At 58.2% G+C, this 19,218-nt stretch carries 23 protein-coding genes; 12 read left to right on the top strand and 11 right to left on the bottom strand.

Annotation, left to right across the window (positions count from 1 at the left end):
* Window positions 1-26: 26 nt before the first annotated feature.
* The 4 genes from alkB to HBJ59_RS23650 form a co-directional block, all read right to left on the bottom strand.
* Window positions 27-707, bottom strand: coding sequence for a DNA oxidative demethylase AlkB (alkB, locus tag HBJ59_RS23635; RefSeq protein WP_167664915.1), 681 nt, complete (start codon window positions 705-707; stop codon window positions 27-29).
* The gene (locus tag HBJ59_RS23640) at window positions 697-1,413 is read right to left on the bottom strand and encodes a 2OG-Fe(II) oxygenase (protein ID WP_167664916.1); all 717 of its coding nucleotides are present in this window, start codon (window positions 1,411-1,413) and stop codon (window positions 697-699) included. Before HBJ59_RS23640 ends, alkB begins: the two co-directional genes overlap by 11 nt.
* An 82-nt stretch (window positions 1,414-1,495) precedes the next feature.
* On the bottom strand, window positions 1,496-1,660 hold the full coding sequence (locus HBJ59_RS23645; protein WP_167664902.1) for a hypothetical protein: 165 nt from the start codon (window positions 1,658-1,660) through the stop codon (window positions 1,496-1,498).
* 11 nt (window positions 1,661-1,671) lie between these two features.
* Entirely contained in the window at window positions 1,672-1,974 is a 303-nt protein-coding gene (locus HBJ59_RS23650) for a DUF1883 domain-containing protein (protein ID WP_003212586.1), read from the bottom strand.
* A 213-nt stretch (window positions 1,975-2,187) separates the two neighbouring features.
* Here HBJ59_RS23650 and HBJ59_RS23655 point away from each other — a divergent pair, with 213 nt between their 5' ends.
* The 4 genes from HBJ59_RS23655 to HBJ59_RS23670 all read left to right on the top strand — a co-directional run bounded on the left by HBJ59_RS23655 (window position 2,188) and on the right by HBJ59_RS23670 (window position 4,588).
* A complete protein-coding gene (locus tag HBJ59_RS23655; protein ID WP_010171399.1) occupies window positions 2,188-2,538 on the top strand; it encodes a hypothetical protein in 351 nt (116 codons plus the stop codon).
* A gap of 197 nt (window positions 2,539-2,735) precedes the next feature.
* Window positions 2,736-3,386, top strand: a complete 651-nt coding sequence (locus HBJ59_RS23660; protein WP_167664917.1) for a cytochrome c — start codon at window positions 2,736-2,738, stop codon at window positions 3,384-3,386.
* A complete protein-coding gene (locus tag HBJ59_RS23665; RefSeq protein ID WP_167664918.1) occupies window positions 3,383-4,294 on the top strand; it encodes a c-type cytochrome in 912 nt (303 codons plus the stop codon). Before HBJ59_RS23660 ends, HBJ59_RS23665 begins: the two co-directional genes overlap by 4 nt.
* 63 nt (window positions 4,295-4,357) lie before the next feature.
* The gene (locus HBJ59_RS23670) at window positions 4,358-4,588 is read left to right on the top strand and encodes a hypothetical protein (protein WP_003212582.1); all 231 of its coding nucleotides are present in this window, start codon (window positions 4,358-4,360) and stop codon (window positions 4,586-4,588) included.
* Here HBJ59_RS23670 and HBJ59_RS23675 read toward each other — a convergent pair whose 3' ends face one another.
* Window positions 4,589-4,873, bottom strand: a complete 285-nt coding sequence (locus tag HBJ59_RS23675; RefSeq protein WP_003212581.1) for a hypothetical protein — start codon at window positions 4,871-4,873, stop codon at window positions 4,589-4,591. It lies immediately after the preceding gene.
* A gap of 145 nt (window positions 4,874-5,018) precedes the next feature.
* The gene (locus HBJ59_RS23680) at window positions 5,019-5,204 is read right to left on the bottom strand and encodes a hypothetical protein (protein WP_003212580.1); all 186 of its coding nucleotides are present in this window, start codon (window positions 5,202-5,204) and stop codon (window positions 5,019-5,021) included.
* Between the two features lie 307 nt (window positions 5,205-5,511).
* Between HBJ59_RS23680 and galU the strand changes: the two genes are divergently transcribed.
* Both galU and gorA read left to right on the top strand, forming a co-directional pair.
* Complete coding sequence (gene galU, locus HBJ59_RS23685) at window positions 5,512-6,351, top strand: UTP--glucose-1-phosphate uridylyltransferase GalU (RefSeq protein ID WP_003212579.1); 840 nt, start codon at window positions 5,512-5,514, stop codon at window positions 6,349-6,351.
* Between the two features lie 103 nt (window positions 6,352-6,454).
* A complete protein-coding gene (gene gorA / locus HBJ59_RS23690; protein WP_076016188.1) occupies window positions 6,455-7,813 on the top strand; it encodes a glutathione-disulfide reductase in 1,359 nt (452 codons plus the stop codon).
* Here gorA and HBJ59_RS23695 read toward each other — a convergent pair whose 3' ends face one another.
* Window positions 7,814-8,821 carry a DNA-binding protein gene (locus HBJ59_RS23695; RefSeq protein ID WP_167664919.1) on the bottom strand — a complete coding sequence of 336 codons (1,008 nt, stop codon included), beginning with the start codon at window positions 8,819-8,821 and terminating at the stop codon, window positions 7,814-7,816.
* Between the two features lie 161 nt (window positions 8,822-8,982).
* On the opposite strand from HBJ59_RS23695, the gene HBJ59_RS23700 reads away from it, so the two are divergent.
* From HBJ59_RS23700 to ahpF, 3 genes are all read left to right on the top strand, one after another.
* Complete coding sequence (locus HBJ59_RS23700) at window positions 8,983-9,909, top strand: site-specific integrase (protein ID WP_167664920.1); 927 nt, start codon at window positions 8,983-8,985, stop codon at window positions 9,907-9,909.
* Between the two features lie 149 nt (window positions 9,910-10,058).
* Window positions 10,059-10,622, top strand: a complete 564-nt coding sequence (gene ahpC, locus HBJ59_RS23705) for an alkyl hydroperoxide reductase subunit C (protein ID WP_003173835.1) — start codon at window positions 10,059-10,061, stop codon at window positions 10,620-10,622.
* Between the two features lie 127 nt (window positions 10,623-10,749).
* A complete protein-coding gene (ahpF, locus tag HBJ59_RS23710; protein ID WP_167664921.1) occupies window positions 10,750-12,303 on the top strand; it encodes an alkyl hydroperoxide reductase subunit F in 1,554 nt (517 codons plus the stop codon).
* A 51-nt stretch (window positions 12,304-12,354) separates the two neighbouring features.
* Here ahpF and gloA read toward each other — a convergent pair whose 3' ends face one another.
* A complete protein-coding gene (gene gloA, locus HBJ59_RS23715) occupies window positions 12,355-12,876 on the bottom strand; it encodes a lactoylglutathione lyase (RefSeq protein WP_076016184.1) in 522 nt (173 codons plus the stop codon).
* Window positions 12,877-13,070: 194 nt separating this feature from the next.
* On the opposite strand from gloA, the gene HBJ59_RS23720 reads away from it, so the two are divergent.
* Window positions 13,071-13,607 carry a DUF4946 domain-containing protein gene (locus HBJ59_RS23720; protein ID WP_076016183.1) on the top strand — a complete coding sequence of 179 codons (537 nt, stop codon included), beginning with the start codon at window positions 13,071-13,073 and terminating at the stop codon, window positions 13,605-13,607.
* A 169-nt stretch (window positions 13,608-13,776) separates the two neighbouring features.
* Here the strand turns inward: HBJ59_RS23720 and HBJ59_RS23725 are convergent, their stop codons facing one another.
* The 3 genes from HBJ59_RS23725 to HBJ59_RS23735 all read right to left on the bottom strand — a co-directional run bounded on the left by HBJ59_RS23725 (window position 13,777) and on the right by HBJ59_RS23735 (window position 16,867).
* Window positions 13,777-14,142: a histone-like nucleoid-structuring protein, MvaT/MvaU family gene (locus HBJ59_RS23725; protein ID WP_076016182.1), complete on the bottom strand. Its 366-nt coding sequence runs from the start codon at window positions 14,140-14,142 to the stop codon at window positions 13,777-13,779.
* A gap of 196 nt (window positions 14,143-14,338) precedes the next feature.
* Window positions 14,339-15,883 carry an EAL domain-containing protein gene (locus tag HBJ59_RS23730; RefSeq protein ID WP_076016181.1) on the bottom strand — a complete coding sequence of 515 codons (1,545 nt, stop codon included), beginning with the start codon at window positions 15,881-15,883 and terminating at the stop codon, window positions 14,339-14,341.
* 111 nt (window positions 15,884-15,994) lie between these two features.
* Window positions 15,995-16,867 carry a LysR family transcriptional regulator gene (locus HBJ59_RS23735; RefSeq protein ID WP_167664922.1) on the bottom strand — a complete coding sequence of 291 codons (873 nt, stop codon included), beginning with the start codon at window positions 16,865-16,867 and terminating at the stop codon, window positions 15,995-15,997.
* A gap of 77 nt (window positions 16,868-16,944) precedes the next feature.
* Between HBJ59_RS23735 and HBJ59_RS23740 the strand changes: the two genes are divergently transcribed.
* A complete protein-coding gene (locus HBJ59_RS23740; RefSeq protein ID WP_076016179.1) occupies window positions 16,945-17,868 on the top strand; it encodes a DMT family transporter in 924 nt (307 codons plus the stop codon).
* A gap of 245 nt (window positions 17,869-18,113) precedes the next feature.
* The gene (gene hppD, locus HBJ59_RS23745; protein WP_167664923.1) at window positions 18,114-19,190 is read left to right on the top strand and encodes a 4-hydroxyphenylpyruvate dioxygenase; all 1,077 of its coding nucleotides are present in this window, start codon (window positions 18,114-18,116) and stop codon (window positions 19,188-19,190) included.
* Window positions 19,191-19,218: the final 28 nt, after the last annotated feature.

The raw sequence follows: 19,218 nt of genomic DNA on the forward strand, positions 1-19,218 counted from the left end.
CAACACTCCGATGCTTGCGGTCAAATTCATCCGGCCGTGCGAAATGTCAGGTTGATGCGCTGCGGGCCCATGACCGGATGTGTGCCTGGCTTGATCGGCATCACGCCGTGAAAGCGCAGGCGATCGACGCCGCCCCATACCACCACATCACCATGGAACAGCGAGACTTTTTGTGGCTTGTCGCTGCGCTCATGGCCGCCGAACAGAAAAATCGCCGGCAAACCCAGTGACACGGACACCACTGGAGCGGCATAGCGGCGCTCGTTCTTGTCCTGATGCAGGGACATTTTCGCGCCTGGCACATAGCGGTTGATCAGGCAGGCATCCGGTTCGAAATCCTCGAAACCCGCGTCTGCCGCCGCCATGAGCGCCAATTGGCGTAGCGCCTCGGGCATGGCTGGCCAGGGTTGCTGGTTGTTGGGGTCAATCGCAGAGTAGCGATAGCCGGCGGGATCGGTTGTCCAACCCAGTTCACCGCAACTGCTCAAGGCGGCCGACATGGTAAAGCCGCCCGGCGTGACCATTTGCCGGAACGGCGATTGAGCCAGTACGCGCCGCAGTTCCGGCAGCAAACGTTCGACCCAGGGCAGGGCGTAGCCTCTGAGAACGTAGGATTGTTCACCGATTTGTTCGCGTCCCGGGGGCTGTTGCAAGGCCTCGTCGGCAAACAAATCGGCAGTTGCTCCGGGATCGGTCTTACTGCGCATCGTGAAAAATCACTCCCAATGTATGCCGCGTACCACTGTGCAGAACACTGACCCCATGGCGCAAGGTCACCCGATGAAACCCTCTCACGCTGGGCATGGGTCGCTGGTTGACCGCGAAGATCACAGCGTCGCCCCTGTTCAGCGGTACGACCTGGGCCCGGGATTGCATGCGTGGCCGCTGTTCGGTCAGCACCAGTTCGCCGCCACGAAAGTCCTCTCCCGGCTGCGACAGCAGGATGGCAACTTGTAAGGGAAATACATGTTCGCCGTACAGATCCTGGTGCAGGCAGTTGTAGTCGCCGGGGCCGTATTGCAGCAATAACGGGGTAGGGCGCTGTTGTCCCGCAGCGTGGCAACGGGCAATGAAGTCAGCATGGTGTGCCGGGTAGGTGATCGGCAGGTTCATCTGTTCGTTCCAGCGATTGGCCTGGGGGACCAGGTACTGATACAGCTGCTCGCGCAACTCGCTGACCCGGGTGGGCAGCGGATAGCGGAAATACTTGTACTCGCCCCGACCAAAGCCGTGCCTGGCCATCAGCACATGGGAGCGAAACCGTGCGTGCTGCGTGTAGTGTCCACTGAGCTCCGCACATTCCTGCGGGCCCAGCAAGGCCGGAATCAATGTGTTGCCCTGTTGATCGAGGTCGCGCTCGATCGCGCGCCAGTCCAGCTTGGCCAGGCGCTCTTGCAGTGAGGTAGATGGCATTGACGAGTTCCTGTGGCAGCGGATAAAGGCTGCCAGTCTAGGAAGTCGCCAGCGTTACGACACTCCGATGCTTGCGCTCGAATTACAGAGCTTTGCTCACATTGATATCGGTGATTTCGTCGCTGGCATCGTGCATTTTCGCCAGGGCTTCCTTGGCTTCCTCAACGCTGCCTGCTTGCAGTTGGGCGAACTCGAAGCGGCGTTCACCGTTGAGTTTGTACTTGATCACATATTTGGTGGTAGTCACGGGCATTCCTGTCAGCTCAGTTTCGAATTGGTGCGGCGCACGATGCGGATCTTGTGGGACAAGGTCGGCTTCTTGGTCACGCTGATGGCGCGGCGGGTCACCACGTCCAGGGTGATGTTCCAGAACCCGGTGCTCGGCGCGGTGATTTTTGCCGGGAACTTGTCGAATGCGCCGCCGTGGTAAGTGTGGCGGCCACCGTTCTTGAAGCTGCGAAAGTTCGCGTCGCTCATCAGGCGGATGTTGCAGGTTTGCGAGCATTCAATGACGACAATGTCTCCTTCATTAAGGTGTTCGCGTTGGTGGATGAATTTCATGAGGTGTCTCCAGAAGGGCTTTTTCTGAAAAATCAGAACGATACGTAGGATAAGATGGAGTTTATCAGCCCCAGCACGTTTATTATCGGACCGTCGTCGACGACTTCGACAATTTAAAACAGTTATTTACCGAGTTATCAGGGATAAATCCTACGTGGGCGGGAGAAAAATACCTTCTTCGCTGTCGTAGGGTCTTTATCGGAGGTTTTTAGTATGAAGTGGAGTGTGTTGGTTCTGGCCTTGGCGTTGGGTGGATGTGCTTCGGTGGCGGATATCAAGCAGACCCCACCGACGTTGGCAGTGATCTCCGGGAAAAAACCGCAGGAATACGCGGCGTGTGTGGTCCAGAAACTGTCTAAAACCCGCAGGCCGTCGCAGATTGAGCCTCACAAGGAGGGTGTTCAAGTTATCGTACCGCAGAAGTTTTCTGCCGATCCGTCGGCTATCTTCGAGATTGAAGAGCGTTCCAGCGGTAGCAGTATCAAGCTCTACGAGAGCATGTCCAATGTGCCTATTCGTCCGGGGGACGTGAAGGCTGCCGGGGAAGCATGCATTTCCGGCTGAGTCTGTAGGCCCGCCACTTTCGAATCCGATCAAAAAACCCGACCTGCCGTTGCAGTGTCGGTTTTTTTTGTGTGAGATTTTCGGTTTGTAGTCCTTTTCCTTCGGCTAAGGGTGTTGTAGCTGTCGGATCATTACCCTACCATTTGTAGGCTTATGCCTAATTCGCCTAAGCATATAACTATAAAAATGGAGTCGTGATGATGTCTCTGGAACGAGTACTGATGGGTAGCGCGCTGCTGCTGATACTGGGCAATGCTCATGCGCTGGAGGGAAAAAACGTATTTACACAGGGTGGCTCGCAGCCCGGGGCCGCGCCGTGTGTGGCTTGCCATGGGGCGGATGGCCTCGGGCTGGCAGCGGCGGGCTTTCCGCGCTTGGCCGGGTTGCCAGCAGGCTATTTGCGCAAGCAACTGCAGGATTTTAAAAGCGGCGCCCGTAACAGCCCGGTGATGCAACCGCTGGCAAACGCCCTGACGGAAGAGGAAATCAGCGCTGTGACCCAGCAGCTGGCGGCGATGCCTGCGCCTGCGCCTGTCCTGATCCACCGCAGCGAGATGCCAACCGAGGCGGCACAAAAGATCGCCCTGCAAGGCGCGTGGGAGCGCCAGATTCCGGCCTGCGTCAGTTGTCATGGACCGGCCGGTGTGGGCGTCGGCGACGCATTTCCGCCCTTGGCCGGGCAATCCGCCGCCTATCTGGCGGCGCAACTGAACGCCTGGCGCAGTGGCACGCGCCATAACGATCCGAATGATTTGATGGGCCATATCGCCAAATCCCTCAGTGCTGAAGAAGTGCAGACCGTGGCCACCTATTTTGCGTCGTTGAGTGGCCAGGAGGCCAAGCCATGAAGCTTCTCTTATTGGCAACCCTCGCCAGTGTGCCTGTCCATGCCGCCACCATCACCATGGAAGATCAGTCACAGTTGCAGCCAACCGCCAGTCCGACGGCCGCCGCGCAGTTCCAGCCGCCGCAAGAGAGCGAGCTGCCGGACAACGCCTACGGCAAGCTGGTGAAGCAGGGCTACGCTCTGTTTGTCGACACCAAGCGCCTGGCGCCGCAATTTGTCGGCAATGGCCTCAATTGCAGCAATTGCCACCTGGACCAGGGCCGCCTGGCCAATTCCGCGCCGCTGTGGGGCGCCTACCCGATGTACCCGGCGTATCGAAAAAAGAACGACAAGGTCAACACCTTCGCCGAGCGTTTGCAGGGCTGTTTCCAGTTCAGCATGAATGGCGGCACGCCACCGACCGCAGACAGCCCGGAAATCACCGCGCTGTCGGTGTATGCCTACTGGCTGGCGAGCAAGGCCCCGTTGGGCGTCGAGCTGCCAGGGCGGGGTTATCCGGAGGTGCCGGCACCCGCCAAGGGTTACGACCTGGCCCAGGGCGCAGAGGTCTATAAAGGCCAATGCGCGGTGTGCCATGGCGCCGAAGGCCAGGGCCAGAAAGTCGGTGACAGTTACGTGATGCCGCCGCTGTGGGGTAAAGACTCCTACAACTGGGGCGCTGGGATGCACCGTATCAATACGGCAGCGTCCTTCATCAAGCACAACATGCCCCTGGGCAAGGGCGGCAGCCTGAGCGACCAGCAAGCCTGGGACGTGGCGGCCTACGTCAACCGCCACGAGCGACCTCAGGACCCGCGCCTGGTGGAAGGCTCCGTGGAGAAAACCCGGGTGAAGTTCCACGCCAATGACGGCGTCAATCTTTACGGGCAAACGGTGGATGGCGTGCTGATTGGCCAAGGCATCCGTTAAACTGTCGGTAACCCACAAAAAATGCCGCTGAATCAGCGGCATTGTCTTTTCGGAAACTTATTCATGAAGCGTGAGCAAGTCAGAGAACAACATGCAGGGGGGCATATTTCTGCGACCCATGTGATTCAAAATCCCGCGGATACCGGCGAGTGGATCGTGTTCTTCAAAAAGAGCGGCGGTCGCAGCTATTTCCTGGTGGATGACCAGGATGAAGTCGAATCCTTTTCTCGCCTGGACGACTTGATCGAGACCATTCGCGGCCTGGGCATCAAGTTCGCCGAAATTCACATGTAATTATTTGCAAACTACCGTCACGCTGCGGGTCTTGTAGTTGCCGACATCCTTGCCCAGGGTCTTGTCGCTTTCTTTCAGGGCCGGTGTGCCTTCGGTGCCGACAATCCGGTAACCGGTGCCCGCGCAGGACGCATCAGCCTTTTCATAGCAACTGGCCCAGGAGTTGGCTTCGCCGGAGCAATCGATCGCCAGGCCTTGTTCGCCATTTTTCAGCACGGTGTCGGAAGTGGTGGTGCAGCCACCGGTAAGCGCCAGTACCGCAATCAGTGCCAGGATCTTGTTCATGTAGGAGTCGTCATTAGGGTGTTGGAGGGAAGCGCTGACACTGTCGTGGGGCGTTTCAGGCGAGATTATAGCGAACCGCCATCAAGGTACAGACAAACACAAAAAAGCCCCGTTAAACGAGGCTTGATTGGCACTACTGCGGGTATTACTTGGTCTTGGGACGTTTGCTCGACGCGTGGCCGGCTTCATCTACGAACACTTCGGCCACGGCGCAGGCTTGAGCTTCGGTCGCGAATGCCCCGGCAACGCTGTCGCCGTGGAAGTTGATCAGGTGCCAGCCATCCGCTCGCTTGGTGATCAGGTAGCCGTTCACGCCTTTTGGTTCTGACATCTATCAATCTCGTTGTCTGGTTCAAGGCGGTAATGATAGCGCCAAACGGCCTGGGGCGGCGCAAGTTGTTGCAGTTCAGTGCCGATCGGCATAAAGCGTGCTAAAAAGGTTTAAGCCCTTTGAATGACGGGCGCAAGCCGACGATTTCTAACAGCGGCGAAGGCACTGGATTGAATGCTGGCGGAACTTACGCCGACTTTTTTTCTCTATGTTGACATCGCGGCGCCAGCAGGACCCATTGTAAGGTGACTGCGGCCTGATTAGACTGCGCCGAATTTCGTACGCACAGCCCTTTGTAAGGACTCATATGATCAAGAAATGCTTGTTCCCAGCAGCCGGTTACGGCACTCGCTTCCTGCCAGCGACCAAGGCCATGCCCAAAGAAATGCTGCCGGTGGTGAACAAGCCACTGATCCAGTACGGCGTGGAAGAAGCACTGGATGCCGGCCTGAACGAAATCTCGATCGTGACCGGCCGTGGCAAACGCGCCCTGGAAGACCACTTCGACATCAGCTACGAGCTGGAAAACCAGATCAAGGGCACCGACAAGGAAAAATACCTGGTCGGCATTCGTAAACTGCTCGACGAGTGCTCGTTCTCCTACACCCGTCAGACCCAAATGAAAGGCCTGGGCCACGCGATCCTGACCGGTCGCCCGCTGATCGGTGACGAACCTTTCGCCGTGGTACTGGCGGATGACCTGTGTGTAAACCTGGAAGGCGACGGCGTCCTGACCCAGATGGTCAAGCTGTACCAGAAGTACCGTTGCACCATCGTCGCGGTTCAAGAGGTTGATCCTCAGGAAACCAACAAGTATGGCGTGATCGCTGGCGACGATATCGGTGATGGCCTGATCCGCGTACGTGACATGGTTGAAAAACCGGCGCCGGAAGATGCTCCGTCGAACCTGGCGATCATCGGTCGCTACATCCTGACTCCGGACATCTTCAAGCTGATCGAAGAAACCGAGCCGGGCAAGGGTGGCGAGATCCAGATCACCGACGCCCTGCTGAAACAGGCAAAAGACGGTTGCGTGATTGCCTACAAGTTCAAAGGTCGTCGTTTTGACTGCGGTGGCGCTGAAGGCTACATCGAAGCAACCAACTTCTGCTACGAGCACTTCTACAAGACTGGCAAGGCTTACTGATTCACGGTTGCCTGCTTGATCTGGGAAAGCCACCTTCGGGTGGCTTTTTCGTTTTTCGGCCCCATGTAAGCAGGTATGCTGTTGTCCTGCCGAGGAGAGTGAAATGGCCTACGATTTTGACCTTTATGTAATTGGCGCCGGTTCCGGCGGTGTGCGCGCTGCACGATTCGCCGCAGGTTTTGGCGCCAAGGTGGCAGTGGCTGAAAGCCGCTACCTGGGTGGTACCTGCGTGAACGTGGGCTGTGTGCCGAAGAAGCTGCTGGTGTACGGCGCGCATTTCGCCGAAGACTTCGAGCAGGCCAGCGGGTTTGGCTGGTCCCTGGGTGAAGCGAACTTCGATTGGGCGACCCTGATCGCCAACAAGGATCGCGAGATCAACCGCCTCAATGGCATCTACCGTAACCTGCTGGTCAACAGCGGCGTGACCCTGCATGAAGGCCATGCGCGGTTGGTAGACCCGCATCAGGTGGAAATCAACGGTGAGCGCTTCACCGCCAAGCACATTCTGGTGGCCACCGGTGGCTGGCCGCAGATCCCGGAAATCCCGGGGCGCGAGCACGCCATTGGCTCCAATGAGGCGTTCTTCCTCAAAGAGTTGCCCAAGCGTGTGCTGGTGGTCGGCGGTGGTTACATCGCTGTCGAGTTTGCCGGGATTTTCCATGGTCTGGGCGCAAAGACCTCTCTGCTGTATCGCGGCGACCTGTTCCTGCGCGGTTTTGACGGTTCGGTGCGCACGCACTTGAAGGAAGAGCTGACCAAGCGTGGCCTGGATCTGCAATTCAATGCCGACATCGAGCGCATCGACAAGCAGGCCGACGGTAGCCTGAAAGCCACCTTGAAAGACGGCCGCGTGCTGGAAACCGATTGCGTGTTCTACGCCACCGGCCGGCGCCCGATGCTCGATAACCTGGGGCTGGAAAACACCGGCGTCAAGTTGGACAAGCGCGGCTTTGTCGAAGTGGATGATCTGTACCAGACTGCCGAACCGTCGATCCTGGCGATTGGCGATGTGATCGGTCGTGTGCAACTGACGCCGGTAGCGTTGGCTGAAGGCATGGCCGTGGCGCGCCGCCTGTTCAAGCCTGAGCAATATCGCCCGGTGGATTACGCGATGATCCCGACAGCGGTGTTCAGCCTGCCAAACATCGGCACCGTGGGCCTGAGCGAAGAGCAAGCCCGTGCAGACGGTCACAAGGTGCAGGTTTTTGAAAGCCGCTTCCGGCCTATGAAGCTGACCCTGACCGAGTGCCAGGAAAAGACCCTGATGAAGCTGGTGGTCGACGCCGAGACCGACAAGGTCCTGGGTTGTCACATGGTCGGCCCCGACGCCGGGGAGATCGTGCAGGGCCTGGCGATCGCGCTCAAGGCGGGCGCGACCAAGCAGCATTTCGACGAAACCATCGGCGTGCACCCTACGGCGGCGGAAGAATTCGTCACCATGCGCACGCCGGTGGCGCAGTAATCAACCGTCGGTAGTTGCCTCTGGCGCCGTCGCAACGACGGACGCCAGGCGCAGCGCCTCGATACTTGCCTGGGCTTTGACCAGGTCCAGCTCCAGGGTTTTGTTGGTCTGCTGATGTTCGGCCAGCGCTTCCTGGCGCGTCTGACTCTCCAGCAGTGCAACCCGCAAGCGTTCCTGCAACAGGGTGCGCTCGCTGTCGATCACGTTCACCTGTTCGCTTAGCTGGCGCTGCTGATCGCGGTCCTGGCGGGCCTGTTCCTGCAGTGCGCTCAATTCCTTTACGGTCACTCGATGTTCAATCAGCAGGCGCTCGTTATCGCGATGCAGCTGGGTGATCTCGTCCTGGCGCACCATCGCGCTCTGCTGAGCCTGACGCAGCTCGGCCTGTACCTGCTGCAGTTGGCCTTCGTGGCGACGCTGTTCCTGCTCGCGCTGATCCTTGATTGCGTTGCGGTAATGCTCCAGGGCATCCCGGGCGTGCAAGTGCTTCTCTTCCAGTGAGCGTATCTGCTCGTCCTTGTCGTTGATCCGCAGTTCGTAATCGCTGCACGCCTGGCTCAGCCCGGCGTTGCGGGTTTGCTCGGTTTGCAGGCTGGAGCGTGTGCTTTGCAGGGAGGCACTTTCTTCGGCCAAAGCGGCTGCCTGGATATCGAACTGCTGCTTGAGCTGACTGTGGGTGGCTTCCAGTTCCTCGACCTGGGCGAGCAGGGCGGCTTTCTGCTGCTGGAACTGCGCCAGGGCCAGGTCGATAGGCTCCTGGGCCTTCTCCTTCAGGCGCTGGGCCAGCCGCGCTACCAGTTCGCCGAGCTCGTCGTCGATGGGGGCTTCGGTGATGGTCTGGCGGGTTTCGCTTTCGTCCAGCTCCTTCAAATAGCGGTGAATCGTGGTTTTCGAGCCGGTATTGCCCATCTCGATGCGTACTGCATCGATGCTCGGGTTTTCGCCGCGGGCGAGGATCGCCAAGCGTGCCGTTTGAACTACTGCTTTATTGATGCCGCCGCGAGCCATGGAGTCTCCGTCGATTTAGTACTGTGGTACGTAGTATGTATATACGTACTATATCATGATTATATTTAGCCTGAAATTGATGATTTAACAGATGGGATATTGGCGTATTATCCCGTGTGATCAAGGTTTTGAAGTGGACAACGCCCCATGGCAGTACAGATATGAGTGAACTGGACCGTTATCTGAATGCGGCCACCCGCGATAACACCCGCCGCAGTTATCGCGCGGCGATCGAGCATTTCGAGGTGAGTTGGGGTGGTTTCCTGCCGGCGACCAGCGACAGCGTGGCGCGCTACCTGGTGGCCCATGCGGGCGTGTTGTCGGTCAATACGTTGAAGCTGCGCTTGTCGGCATTGGCCCAGTGGCATACCAGTCAGGGTTTTCCCGACCCAACCAAGGCGCCGGTGGTGCGCAAAGTGCTGAAAGGGATTCGCGCCGTGCACCCGGCTCAGGAAAAGCAGGCCGAGCCATTGCAGCTCCAGCATCTTGAGCAGGTGATTCAGTTTCTCGAACAGGAAGGCCGCGACGCCCGAAGCGCAGAAGATCATCCCCGCTGGCTGCGTGCCAAACGTGACGCGGCATTGATCCTGCTGGGTTTCTGGCGCGGGTTTCGTAGCGATGAGCTGTGTCGGTTGAACATCGAGCACGTGCAAGCAGTGCCCGGCTCGGGCATTACCCTGTATTTGCCGCGCAGTAAAAGCGACCGAGAAAATCTTGGCCGCACTTACCAGACGCCGGCGTTATTGCGCCTGTGCCCGGTGCAGGCCTACAGCGAGTGGCTCAGTGCTTCGGCGCTGGTGCGCGGCCCGGTATTTCGCGGCATAGACCGCTGGGGCAACCTGGGCGAGGAGGGCTTGCACCCCAACAGCGTGATCCCGCTATTGCGCCAGGCCCTGGAGCGCGCCGGCATTGCAGCGGATCAATACACCAGCCACTCACTGCGCCGGGGCTTTGCCACCTGGGCCCATCGCAGTGGCTGGGACTTGAAGTCGTTGATGACTTACGTCGGCTGGAAAGACATGAAATCTGCCATGCGCTATGTTGAAGCGACGCCCTTTCTAGGCATGACCCGCGCATCCCTCGAGTGATTGAAGGTTTCTTCTATTAATACAGTCTCTTGATAGTGAAAACCAATCGTCAGCATCAGGTTTGCCAATGAGCCATCGGCCGGGAGAGTGGGTAGGATTCACCCCATCAACTTACTAAGCCCTTCTACAAACCTGACGGAGAGTCAACGATGCCTATCATCAACAGCCAAGTAAAACCGTTCAAAGCTACCGCCTACAAAAACGGCAACTTCGTAGACGTGACTGATGCTGACCTGAAAGGCAAATGGTCTGTCGTCTTCTTCTACCCAGCCGACTTCACCTTCGTCTGCCCAACCGAACTGGAAGACCTGGCTGACAACTACGCCGAATTCCAGAAACTGGGCGTCGAAATCTACAGTGTTTCTACCGACACCCACTTTGCCCATGCTGCCTGGCACAACACTTCGCCAGCCATCGGCAAAATCCAGTACACCATGATCGGCGACCCGACCCTGACCATCTCCCGCAACTTCGACGTACTGATCGAAGAAGCTGGCCTGGCAGACCGTGGCACCTTCGTGATCAACCCGGAAGGCCAGATCAAAATCGTTGAACTGAACGATGGCGGCGTTGGCCGTGACGCTTCCGAGTTGCTGCGCAAAATCAAGGCTGCTCAGTACGTTGCTGCTCACCCAGGTGAAGTGTGCCCAGCCAAGTGGAAAGAAGGCGAGGCCACTCTGGCTCCGTCCCTGGACCTGGTCGGCAAGATCTAAGCCTGTGAAGTACCAAGGGCGGGTTACCGCACTTAAGTAAGCTGCATCCGCCCTCAAAACGCCCGGGCGAGTTTCGCTCGGGCGTTTTTTTGTCTGCAATAAACCGAATTAATAGGAAATCGCCCGTATGTTGGACGCCAATCTTAAAGCTCAGTTGAAGTCATACCTGGAACGGGTCACCCAGCCGATCGAGATCGTCGCCTCCCTCGACGACGGTGCGAAATCCCAGGAAATGCTCGCCTTGTTGCAGGACGTAGCCAGCCTTTCCACGCTGATTACCCTGCAAAGCGATGGCAACGACGCGCGCAAGCCTTCGTTCTCCATTAATCGCCCGGGTGCCGATATCAGCCTGCGTTTCGCCGGCATCCCAATGGGCCATGAATTCACTTCGCTGGTGCTGGCGCTGCTGCAAGTCGGCGGCCACCCATCGAAGGCCAGTGTCGAAGTGATTGAACAGATTCGGGCCCTTAAAGGCGAGTTCAGCTTCGAGACTTACTTCTCGCTGTCGTGCCAGAACTGCCCGGACGTGGTCCAGGCGCTGAACCTGATGGCGGTACTGAACCCGAGCATCCGCCACGTCGCAATCGACGGTGCGTTGTTCCAGGCCGAAGTCGATGATCGTCAGATCATGGCCGTGCCTAGCGTTTACCTGAACGGTGTGAACTTCGGCCAGGGCCGCATGGGCCTGGAAGAGATCCTCGCCAAGCTCGACACCAGCGGCATCGAGAAACAAGCCGAGAAAATCAGCGCCAAAGGAGCCTTTGATGTGCTGGTCGTCGGCGGTGGCCCAGCCGGCGCAGCTGCAGCGATCTACGCTGCCCGTAAAGGCATTCGTACCGGCGTTGCTGCTGAGCGTTTTGGTGGCCAGGTACTGGACACCATGGCGATCGAGAACTTTATCTCGGTGCAGGAAACCGAAGGGCCGAAACTGGCCAGTGCCCTGGAAGAACACGTCAAGCAATACGACGTGGACATCATGAACCTGCAGCGTGCCAGCGCGCTGATCCCGGCGAAGAACGCGGGTGAGCTGCACGAAATCCGTTTCGAAAGCGGTGCGACCCTCAAGTCCAAGACGGTGATCCTTGCGACTGGCGCCCGCTGGCGTGAAATGGGTGTGCCGGGTGAACAGGAATACAAGGCCAAAGGCGTGTGCTTCTGCCCGCACTGCGACGGTCCGTTGTTCAAGGGCAAGCGCGTGGCGGTGATCGGCGGCGGTAACTCCGGCGTTGAAGCGGCCATCGACCTGGCTGGTATTGTCAGCCACGTGACCTTGCTGGAATTCGACAGCAAACTGCGCGCCGATGCGGTATTGCAGCGCAAGCTGTACAGCCTGCCCAACGTTGACGTGATCACCAGTGCGCTCACCAGCGAAGTCAAAGGTGACGGTCAGAAGGTTACCGGCCTGGCTTACAAGGACCGTGACAGTGGCGAGTTCAAGACCGTTGACCTGGAAGGTATCTTTGTCCAGATCGGCTTGCTGCCTAACACCGACTGGCTCAAAGGCACCGTCGAGTTGTCGCCCCGTGGCGAGATCATTGTCGATGCCCGTGGCGAGACTTCACTGCCAGGTATCTTCGCAGCTGGCGACGTCACCACCGTGCCATACAAGCAGATCGTGATCGCCGTGGGCGAGGGCGCCAAGGCTTCCCTGAGTGCTTTCGATCACCTGATCCGCAGCTAAGCTGCCGGCTCTGAAACGAAAAACCCCATGAGTGATCATGGGGTTTTTTTATTACAGCGGCGTTGGCTGAATGATTTCAACCCAGTACGCATCCGGGTCTTTCACAAAGGCCAGGCTTTTCATGCGGCCATCACTCAAACGCTTCTGGAAGTCGCAGCCCAGCTCTTCAAAGCGCGCGCAGGCAGCCACAATATCCGGTACCGAGATGCAGATATGGCCAAAGCCACGCGGGTCGGTGTTGCCATTGTGGTAGGCAAAGTCCGGGTCGTTTTCGGTGCCGTGGTTGTGGGTCAGTTCGAGGATGCCCGGAATCGACTTCATCCACTGGGTGCGTGCGGCAGCGTCGGCCGGGATCTGGGCCTTGTCCACCAGGGCCAGGAAGTACAGGCTGAATTCGGCTTCCGGGAAGTCACGTTTTTCAACCAGGGAAAAACCCAGTACGCGGGTGTAGAAATCCAGCGACTTGGTGATGTCCTTGACCCGCAACATGGTGTGGTTGAACACGAAGTTCGTGGTGGCGGTGTCAGGTTGGGCGGTTACGCCCGGGAATGTGTTCAGTTCGTGCAGGCTCATGGGCCCTCCAGAGAAGAATGGGGCAAACGTAGCTCTAGTTCGAGCGATCCCTTGGCTTGCGGCTGGCATCCGTGCAGCCGGCCCATGATACGCAGCCCTGCCGGTTGCGCCAAATGAAAAAGGTCACGCAGCCCTTGCGAGCAGCGGGTGCAGAGGCCCAAACTTTGTCGCTTGAACCTTGAGTGTTTTTTGCAATGATCGGATTACGCGCACCGCTGTTAATGACCCTGGGCCTAGTGTTGGGCAGCAACGCCGTATGGGCGGCTGACCCGGAAATTCATTGGCCCAGCGGCTGGCAAGTGGAGGAGGTAGTGCCCGACGATCAGGCGGCGGCGCAGCCGTCGGCAGTGTCCCGCCAGCGTGCAATCAAGAATGATGAAAATGGCGCGACCTTGATGGTCATGGAGTTGACGGGTACTCCGATTGAAGCGGGGCATACGGTCAATCTGCAAGGTGTGTTGCTGGAAATGCGTAAATCCATCCAGAAAGACTTTGCCCAAGGCGGTTATCAAAGTGTGTGCACCAAGATGCACCCCACAACATTGAGTCGGCTTGAGGCTTTGGAAACTACCTGTGTAATCACCGAGAACGGTCGGCATGTGCTGTCGCAAACGTTGGTGGGGGCGGTCGATACCGATAAGGCCTATGTTTTTTCATTCGCAGGCCAGGCCGCAGCTTACGAGTCAAGCAAGGATGAAGTCAGTTCGGTGCGCGACAGCCTTAAACTTTGAGTGCTCTAGGCCAGGTCGGGATTATTCGAATTGAACAAAGTGAAATGTTTTTTAAAGTTCGTTTTTGAAAGTGCCAGCGTCTGATTTTGTTTCAATATCGATGGTTGTAAACGAAGAAGCCCTGCATGTGCAGGGCTTGTCTTAGTGCGTTTGTACTAGCTGCAAAGCATTAGCCACGAAGCCAGGAATCTACAGTGGCCGCGCCGTATTGTTCTTTCCATGCCTTCAGGCCGCGGTGGTTGCCGCCCTTGGTTTCGATCAGTTCGCCAGTGTGCGGGTTGTGGTAAACCTTGACCACACGTGCACGGCGCTGTTTTGGTGCGGTGGCGACGGAAGCGCCGGACTTGCCCGCGTTAGGATCCAGGATGGAGATGATGTCGCGCAGGCTTTTGCCGTAGGTTTTCATCAGCCCTTGCAGCTTTTCTTCGAATTCGATTTCTTTCTTCAAGCCAGCGTCGTTCTTCAGGGATTCCAGCTGGGCAAGCTGTTCTTGAAGGGCTTTTTCTGCTGCGCGAAATTCGGCGAGTCTGGACAAAATCTATACTCCAATAGTGTATTTGGCTGATATCTACTGCAAACAAAGCGATAAGCCAAGAGCCTTAAGGCAACTCAACGAAAGTGGCCTTCCTGCCAATTCTGCACAGGCAGGAAAAATTGTAGTAGTTAATCAGCCTTGAGTAAATCATGTCTTTTGTATAAATAACAATATTTCCGTTGAACTGGATGGCTATTCAATGGCTGTTCAGGAATCTAATGAATTCAGCACAAGGTACAGGCTTGCCAAAGAGGTAGCCCTGCAAGAAATCAACACCTTGGGCGGCAAGATATTCACATTGTTCTGGTGTTTCGACGCCTTCGGCAACCATGCCCAGGTCGAGCTTGGCGGACAATTCAATGATGCTGTCGAGTATATGCCGCGAGAGTGCATCAACACCGATCATCGCGACGAAGCTCTGATCTATTTTCAAGTAATCGACATTGAAGTTGCGCAAATAACCCAGGCTCGAGTGGCCGGTGCCGAAGTCGTCGATCGCAATCATTACCCCCATTTCGTGCAGCGCCTGGAACAGCTGGTGGGTGATATCCGTGGGTTCGATCAACTCGCGCTCGGTCAATTCCAGTACCAGAATCACCTTGCCTGGCGGGAAGGCGCCGAGGAATTCCCGGCAGTCCTCCACCAGTTTCAGGTCGTGACAATGGCGGGCGGTGATGTTGATCCCGACGTGAAACCCCTCAGCGAGTTGCTCTGCGTGGGGCGCCAGCTGCGCAGCCGTCTGACGCATCAAGGCGCGAGTCATTGGCACGATCAGGCCCGAATGCTCGGCCAGGGGAATAAACAGGTCCGGGCGCACCAGGCCTTCCTTGGGGTGATTCCAGCGCATCAGCACTTCACAGCCGGCCCACTGGCGAATGTCGCCGCCGCGCACCACCGGCTGGTAATAGGGCACGAATTCATTGGCACCCAGGGCACGTTGCAGCTCAAGGGTCGGTGCCGATGAGCGCTTTTGCAGCCAGTGGGCGAGGATGCCTGCCAATACGCCGAAAAACACTACAAGAACGAACAGTGCAGGATACCGCGCCTGCATGTAGCGCCAGGTTTCGCCCTCCGGCATCCCGGCTTCCACGCTGTAGGTATAGCGCTTGGAGTCGAGATGATGGTGCGCGAGGGCAAATGTCGGCAATGCTGTGCTGTGGACCTTGCCATCCGACGCCAGCCAGTTGGGCCCCACCTGCAACACCAGGTCGGTATATCGGCTGATCAGGCGCAAGGCGTTGGTCAAGTGATAGCCATCAACGGAGGCAAAGGCACCCCGGTCGCCCTCGGTGAGGCGATACACCAGCAAGGCCGTGTCGGGTGTGACCGGGTTGCCTTTCATCAGCCAGAGGCGGCCGTCGACGTAGTCCTCCGGGTTGACCGGCGACAGATAATTGCCGCCGAACAACGAGCTGCAATAAATGTTTCTCTGCCAGGACAAGGTCGTGGCGCGCACAAAAGGCCGGCGGGTGACTTGTTCCCGTAGCGCCAATTGTGTCGGGTTATCACATTCATGCCCGGCCAGGGGCAGCAGGGCCTGGGCGGCGAGGGCGGTGTTGTCGAGCATCAGGTCAAACTGGCGCACGGCTTCCTGAGCGGTTTGCGCGGTGCTGTGCTCCAGCGTGCGCCCGGCTTGCCAGTACAGGATCAGCACACCCAGCAGAATCGGCAGCGCGCCACTCAACAGGGTGATCAGGTGGCGAGTGGTGGCTTTTCGTGGGCCTTTGACGGTCAGTGGCATTTGCGCGGCCTGTAGCGGGAAGGGGCAATAAGACGCTCAAATGCGGTCGGGACGTCCAACAAAGCGTTTTGGTATTGGCCATGATAGATGGCGGCACGCGACCCTGCATGCTCAATCAAGCTGCAAGCGTGTGGCCAGTTCAATAAACGCCAGGGTCGCCGGCGAGGATTGCCGTCGATCCAGAACCGCCAGCCCCACCTGGCGTTTCACGGCTGGTTTGAGCGGTTTGATCAGGTAGTCCGGCTCGGTGGATTCAGGCAGTGACGACTCGGCGACAATGGTCACGCCGTCACCCCGGCGCACGGTGTCCAGGGTACTGAGCAGTTGTGAGCAGCGGTAACGCACATCCGGCTGCAGCCCGGCGCCGACGAACAGCCTTGAGACCAGTTCGGACGAACCCGCCTGGGTCAGGATAAAGGGCTCGCCGCACAGCGCCTTGAGGCTGACGCTCGATTGCGCGCCCAGGTGATGTCCCGCTGGCAACAGTGCGACCAACTGATCCTCGATCAACGGGAGCGTATCGAAGCGCTCTTCAGGCAGCACCACAAACCCCACGTCGACGCGCCGTTCTTCCAGCCACTGCATCACCTGCCGATCCGGGCCTTCGTCGACGTGCACCTCAATGCCCGGATGCAACTCGCGAAAGCGTTGCAAAATCTTCGGCAACAGACGAATCGATGAAGTCGGCCCAAACGAACCAATGCGCAGCGTGCCGCGTTTCATCCCGCGGGCATCGGCGGCTTCCTGTTGCAGGGTGTTGGCCAGGCCGAGCATGGCCCGGGCGCGCAGCAACAACTGTTGACCGATATCACTGAGTTCCACCTGGGACTGATGGCGGCGGATCAACTCCACCCCCAATTCCTGCTCCAGGGATTTGATCGCATGGGACACCGCCGACTGGCTGATGCCCAGGCGATTGGCGGCAGTGGTGAAACCTTGCAACTCGGCCACCAGGGAGAAGATTTCCAGTTGGGTAAGGGTCATGAGCATTTACTCATTTTACGATGACAAGGGATTAGCCAAACAATAAGCCAATCCTGTGTTTTTTGAGTAGAAATCTGATGACCCCAACCTCTGACCGTCTCACGTATTTGAAATTGGCGGCCGTGACCATGATTTGGGGCGGCACCTTCGTGGCCGGCCGCTATCTGGCTGCAGGCCTGGACCCGTTGTTGGCGGCGACTCTGCGCTTTGTGCTGGCAAGCCTGGCGCTGCTGGTGTTCATGGCTGTGGCGCGCCTTCGCCTGGTGCGCCCGACCTCCGCGCAACTGGGGCAATTGACCGTGCTCGGGTTCTTCGGGATTTTTTTCTACAACCTGTGCTTTTTCTACGGCCTGCATTACATCAATGCGTCCCGGGCGTCGTTGATCGTCGCACTGAATCCGGCAGTGATTGGCCTGGCCTCGTGGCTGCTGTTCAAGGAGCGGCTGGGGTCGCTGAAGCTGCTGGGAATCGCCTTGTGCCTGAGCGGCGCCGGGCTGGTGATCGTCAGTCGCAACCCGCAGTTGCTACAGGGCACGGCAGATGCGTGGGTCGGTGACCTGCTGATCTTTGGCTGTGTGGTGGGGTGGGGCGTGTACTCGTTGTTTTCCCGCGGCCTCAACCAAAGCCTTGGGCCTTTGCAAACCGTGACTTGGTCGATCCTGTTGGGCACGCTGATGCTGACGATCACCACGCTGTTAGCCGGACAATTGACGGTCGCCGCAGTGAGCAGCATTGATCTGCCGCAACTGCTGAGCTTGTTGTACCTCGGCGTGCTGGGTTCGGCACTGGCCTACATCGGCTACTACGATGGCCTGCGCCGCATCGGCGCCACCCGCGCGGGCGTGTTCATCGCGCTCAATCCGCTGACCGCGGTGATTTGCGGTGCAATGCTGCTCGGCGAGCAACTGACCGTGCCGATGCTGCTGGGCGGGGCAGTGATCCTGCTGGGCATCTACCTGTGCAACAAACCCCTTGCGCGGGCCAGGGCAATGGGGATTTGATAAGAGTACGGACAAACGCGGTTACGCTGTGTAGAATCGATTTACGCATACAAGAATAAGGACTTGCGCTAACGCAAGCCTCGCCCGTAAGAGACTGATGCAACCATGAAGCTACTCGGGTCCCCCCTCATCTTTGGTGACTTCCTCGCCCGCAGCGTGCGGGGTATCTCCTGTGCGCCACCCGCTGACCTCATCCTTGCTCGCAAATAAACATTTGTAATTACAAGAATGATGAGGCACCGAAAATGGCAGACCTATACGAAAACCCAATGGGCCTGATGGGCTTTGAATTCATCGAATTCGCATCGCCAACCCCGGGCACCCTGGAGCCGATCTTCGAGATCATGGGCTTCACCAAAGTCGCGACCCACCGTTCCAAGAACGTGGACCTGTTCCGTCAGGGCGAGATCAACCTGATCCTTAACAACGAACCCAACAGCATCGCCTCCTACTTTGCGGCCGAACACGGCCCGTCGGTGTGCGGCATGGCGTTTCGCGTGAAAGACTCGCAACAGGCCTACAACCGGGCACTGGAACTGGGCGCCCAGCCGATCCATATCGAAACCGGCCCGATGGAGCTGAACCTGCCGGCGATCAAGGGCATTGGCGGCGCGCCGCTGTACCTGATCGACCGCTTCGGCGAAGGCAGCTCGATCTATGACATCGACTTTGTGTACCTCGAAGGCGTTGAGCGCAACCCGGTGGGCGCCGGCCTCAAAGTCATCGACCACCTGACCCACAACGTGTACCGCGGCCGCATGGCCTACTGGGCGAACTTCTACGAGAAGCTGTTCAACTTCCGTGAAGCGCGCTACTTCGATATCAAGGGCGAATACACCGGCCTGACCTCCAAGGCCATGAGCGCCCCGGACGGCATGATCCGCATCCCGCTGAACGAAGAGTCGTCCAAGGGCGCCGGGCAGATCGAAGAGTTCCTGATGCAGTTCAACGGCGAGGGCATCCAGCACGTAGCCTTCCTCACCGATGACCTGGTCAAGACCTGGGACGCGTTGAAGAAGATCGGCATGCGCTTCATGACCGCGCCGCCAGACACCTACTACGAAATGCTCGAAGGCCGCCTGCCAAACCACGGCGAGCCGGTGGACCAGTTGCAAGCACGGGGCATCCTGCTGGACGGTTCGTCGGTGGCGGGGGACAAGCGCCTGCTGCTGCAGATCTTCTCGGAAACCCTGATGGGCCCGGTGTTCTTCGAATTCATCCAGCGCAAGGGTGATGACGGTTTCGGCGAAGGTAACTTCAAGGCCCTGTTCGAATCTATCGAGCGCGACCAGGTGCGTCGTGGTGTGCTCACCGCTGACTGATCGTTGATGTAGAAAAGCCCGGTCGTAG

The sequence above is a fragment of the Pseudomonas sp. AN3A02 genome (genome assembly GCF_011765255.1).
Taxonomy (GTDB): Bacteria; Pseudomonadota; Gammaproteobacteria; order Pseudomonadales; family Pseudomonadaceae; genus Aquipseudomonas.

Excerpts from the sequence above, each read along its gene's own strand:
- alkB (WP_167664915.1), bottom strand. The coding sequence starts at position 707 with ATGCGCAGTAAGACCGATCCCGGAGCAACTGCCGATTTGTTTGCCGAC.
- HBJ59_RS23640 (WP_167664916.1), bottom strand. The coding sequence starts at position 1,413 with ATGCCATCTACCTCACTGCAAGAGCGCCTGGCCAAGCTGGACTGGCGC.
- HBJ59_RS23650 (WP_003212586.1), bottom strand. The coding sequence starts at position 1,974 with ATGAAATTCATCCACCAACGCGAACACCTTAATGAAGGAGACATTGTC.
- HBJ59_RS23655 (WP_010171399.1), top strand. The coding sequence starts at position 2,188 with ATGAAGTGGAGTGTGTTGGTTCTGGCCTTGGCGTTGGGTGGATGTGCT.
- HBJ59_RS23660 (WP_167664917.1), top strand. The coding sequence starts at position 2,736 with ATGATGTCTCTGGAACGAGTACTGATGGGTAGCGCGCTGCTGCTGATA.
- HBJ59_RS23665 (WP_167664918.1), top strand. The coding sequence starts at position 3,383 with ATGAAGCTTCTCTTATTGGCAACCCTCGCCAGTGTGCCTGTCCATGCC.
- HBJ59_RS23670 (WP_003212582.1), top strand. The coding sequence starts at position 4,358 with ATGAAGCGTGAGCAAGTCAGAGAACAACATGCAGGGGGGCATATTTCT.
- HBJ59_RS23675 (WP_003212581.1), bottom strand. The coding sequence starts at position 4,873 with ATGAACAAGATCCTGGCACTGATTGCGGTACTGGCGCTTACCGGTGGC.
- HBJ59_RS23680 (WP_003212580.1), bottom strand. The coding sequence starts at position 5,204 with ATGTCAGAACCAAAAGGCGTGAACGGCTACCTGATCACCAAGCGAGCG.
- galU (WP_003212579.1), top strand. The coding sequence starts at position 5,512 with ATGATCAAGAAATGCTTGTTCCCAGCAGCCGGTTACGGCACTCGCTTC.
- gorA (WP_076016188.1), top strand. The coding sequence starts at position 6,455 with ATGGCCTACGATTTTGACCTTTATGTAATTGGCGCCGGTTCCGGCGGT.
- HBJ59_RS23695 (WP_167664919.1), bottom strand. The coding sequence starts at position 8,821 with ATGGCTCGCGGCGGCATCAATAAAGCAGTAGTTCAAACGGCACGCTTG.
- HBJ59_RS23700 (WP_167664920.1), top strand. The coding sequence starts at position 8,983 with ATGAGTGAACTGGACCGTTATCTGAATGCGGCCACCCGCGATAACACC.
- ahpC (WP_003173835.1), top strand. The coding sequence starts at position 10,059 with ATGCCTATCATCAACAGCCAAGTAAAACCGTTCAAAGCTACCGCCTAC.
- ahpF (WP_167664921.1), top strand. The coding sequence starts at position 10,750 with ATGTTGGACGCCAATCTTAAAGCTCAGTTGAAGTCATACCTGGAACGG.
- gloA (WP_076016184.1), bottom strand. The coding sequence starts at position 12,876 with ATGAGCCTGCACGAACTGAACACATTCCCGGGCGTAACCGCCCAACCT.
- HBJ59_RS23720 (WP_076016183.1), top strand. The coding sequence starts at position 13,071 with ATGATCGGATTACGCGCACCGCTGTTAATGACCCTGGGCCTAGTGTTG.
- HBJ59_RS23730 (WP_076016181.1), bottom strand. The coding sequence starts at position 15,883 with ATGCCACTGACCGTCAAAGGCCCACGAAAAGCCACCACTCGCCACCTG.
- HBJ59_RS23735 (WP_167664922.1), bottom strand. The coding sequence starts at position 16,867 with ATGACCCTTACCCAACTGGAAATCTTCTCCCTGGTGGCCGAGTTGCAA.
- HBJ59_RS23740 (WP_076016179.1), top strand. The coding sequence starts at position 16,945 with ATGACCCCAACCTCTGACCGTCTCACGTATTTGAAATTGGCGGCCGTG.
- hppD (WP_167664923.1), top strand. The coding sequence starts at position 18,114 with ATGGCAGACCTATACGAAAACCCAATGGGCCTGATGGGCTTTGAATTC.